Below are 1,619 nucleotides of genomic sequence, written 5' to 3'. Positions count from 1 at the left end.
AGAGGATGTTCAAAAAGTACCCTATTAAATAAAATTTAAGTTTAATAATTCCCTTTCATACTTCCATAATTGGAAATGAAAGTAACCTATTTGGAAAGTAGCTGAGTAAACTAAATATTCATCAAAATGATGCCTAAAAAAGGGCATACTTTCCCCTTGGTCATAAACAGGTTTTTAAAAACTGTTTGGTTCTGATGGAAATTAAACTGCTAGAGGCAATGCTACCTGTTCAACCTGCTGCATTTGTAATTCCTTTATTTTTTCAACATGATCTTCGGGTAAAACTGTTACCCGTAAATGCTTGATGATACGTTCAATTAGTCGAAACGTATCCCTCATAATGAAAAAGGACTGTACCCTTTTTGTTGTTTTCACTGGTACCTTTTTATGACGCAAGACGGAATCTAACTGATTGGATTCATGGGCAAAAGCCAGTTCCACTTGCTTACGATAACGAAGCATGCGGCCTTGTAGTTCCGTGCTTTGTGGCACAGGGCCATAAAAGAACGGGTTTTCTTCGAACGAGAATCCGAACTGTTTGTCGCAAGAGGCTTGAAGTGGGCAGGACATGCATTTGCTTTCATCTCCATTAAACCAAGACGTATGGGTTTCTCTATCAAATCCGTCCCAGATTAATGCATGACCCTCTTCGCATTCGGGCTTCCCATCTGGGGAGCATGTTTCCGGGATGACGGTATTCTTTTTAAAGTCTGTCACTACCGCTACATCGTGTTCCAGCAGGGTCTCAACCTGATCATCCGCACTAAAATAGCCTAAATCAGCTGCAAGGTAATCTACTTTTATATCACCAATTTGATTTAGTTTTTCAACCAATGGAAGCAAAACATCGATGTCTGCGGTATCTGGTGGAAGAATGATTGACAAAAGAACGACGGGGCCCGTGGGTGTAGGGCAGACGATTGAATGCTTGCGATACCCGATAAAGAACTTATTCTGATTCGCTTTATTGCGTTGTACTCCCACTTTGGCATCCGGGTCCGAGAACGTCTTTTCACAATCGCACGTTTCTTTGTTTTCGCAGTTACAACGTTTCCTTTTATAGCCATTCACATGTGCATAAACTGGCCTAGAATCAATACCAGAAAGGGTTGGTTGTAAAAAGTCATCCAATTTCAACGCTTGACCTAGGAGATCAAATAAGATCTCATAAAATAGCTCCGGCGTAACATACTTCCGGAAGTGACTTAGGCTACTGTGAACAGGCACATCTTTTATGTTCGGTGTGCCAATAAAATTGCGCCAAGCTTGATTTTTTGGATTAATTAACTGATTACACAACTGCCGAAAGGACGTAATTTCAGGCATCGTAAAGTACAAATAATGCATCCGAAAATATGTCCTCGGATCAGCTGGGGGACGGCCGCCACCCTTATACAAGGGCTTAATTTTTTCTAATACAATTGAATCATCTACATGATCAATGTAATCTATCAGTTCCACATCGAAGCCGAGTGTGTTATAGTAGTGGAAAGGAACTAGTTCTAATTGTAAGTCCATGAAAATGCACCTCGCAAATTGGTATTTTTGGTTGTTTTGTCACTCCCATTTTACCATATTTAGCTAAGGGTGCATTTTTATTTTTGAAGAAAATAAGGGGC

At 40.2% G+C, this 1,619-nt stretch carries 1 protein-coding gene; it reads right to left on the bottom strand.

Annotated elements, in window-relative coordinates; all coding sequences use genetic code 11:
- Positions 1-201 precede the first annotated feature (201 nt).
- Entirely contained in the window at positions 202-1,518 is a 1,317-nt protein-coding gene (locus ACOI1D_RS21585; protein WP_422504251.1) for a transposase, read from the bottom strand.
- Positions 1,519-1,619 lie beyond the last annotated feature (101 nt).

It is taken from the genome of Virgibacillus sp. DJP39 (assembly GCF_049310925.1).
Taxonomy (GTDB): Bacteria; Bacillota; Bacilli; order Bacillales; family Amphibacillaceae; genus Virgibacillus_F.
The sequence above is the reverse complement of the archived record's forward strand: the minus strand, read 5'-3'. Positions and strand labels throughout refer to the sequence as shown.

Coding starts and splice junctions, on each gene's coding strand:
- ACOI1D_RS21585 (WP_422504251.1), bottom strand. CDS start 1,518: ATGGACTTACAATTAGAACTAGTTCCTTTCCACTACTATAACACACTC.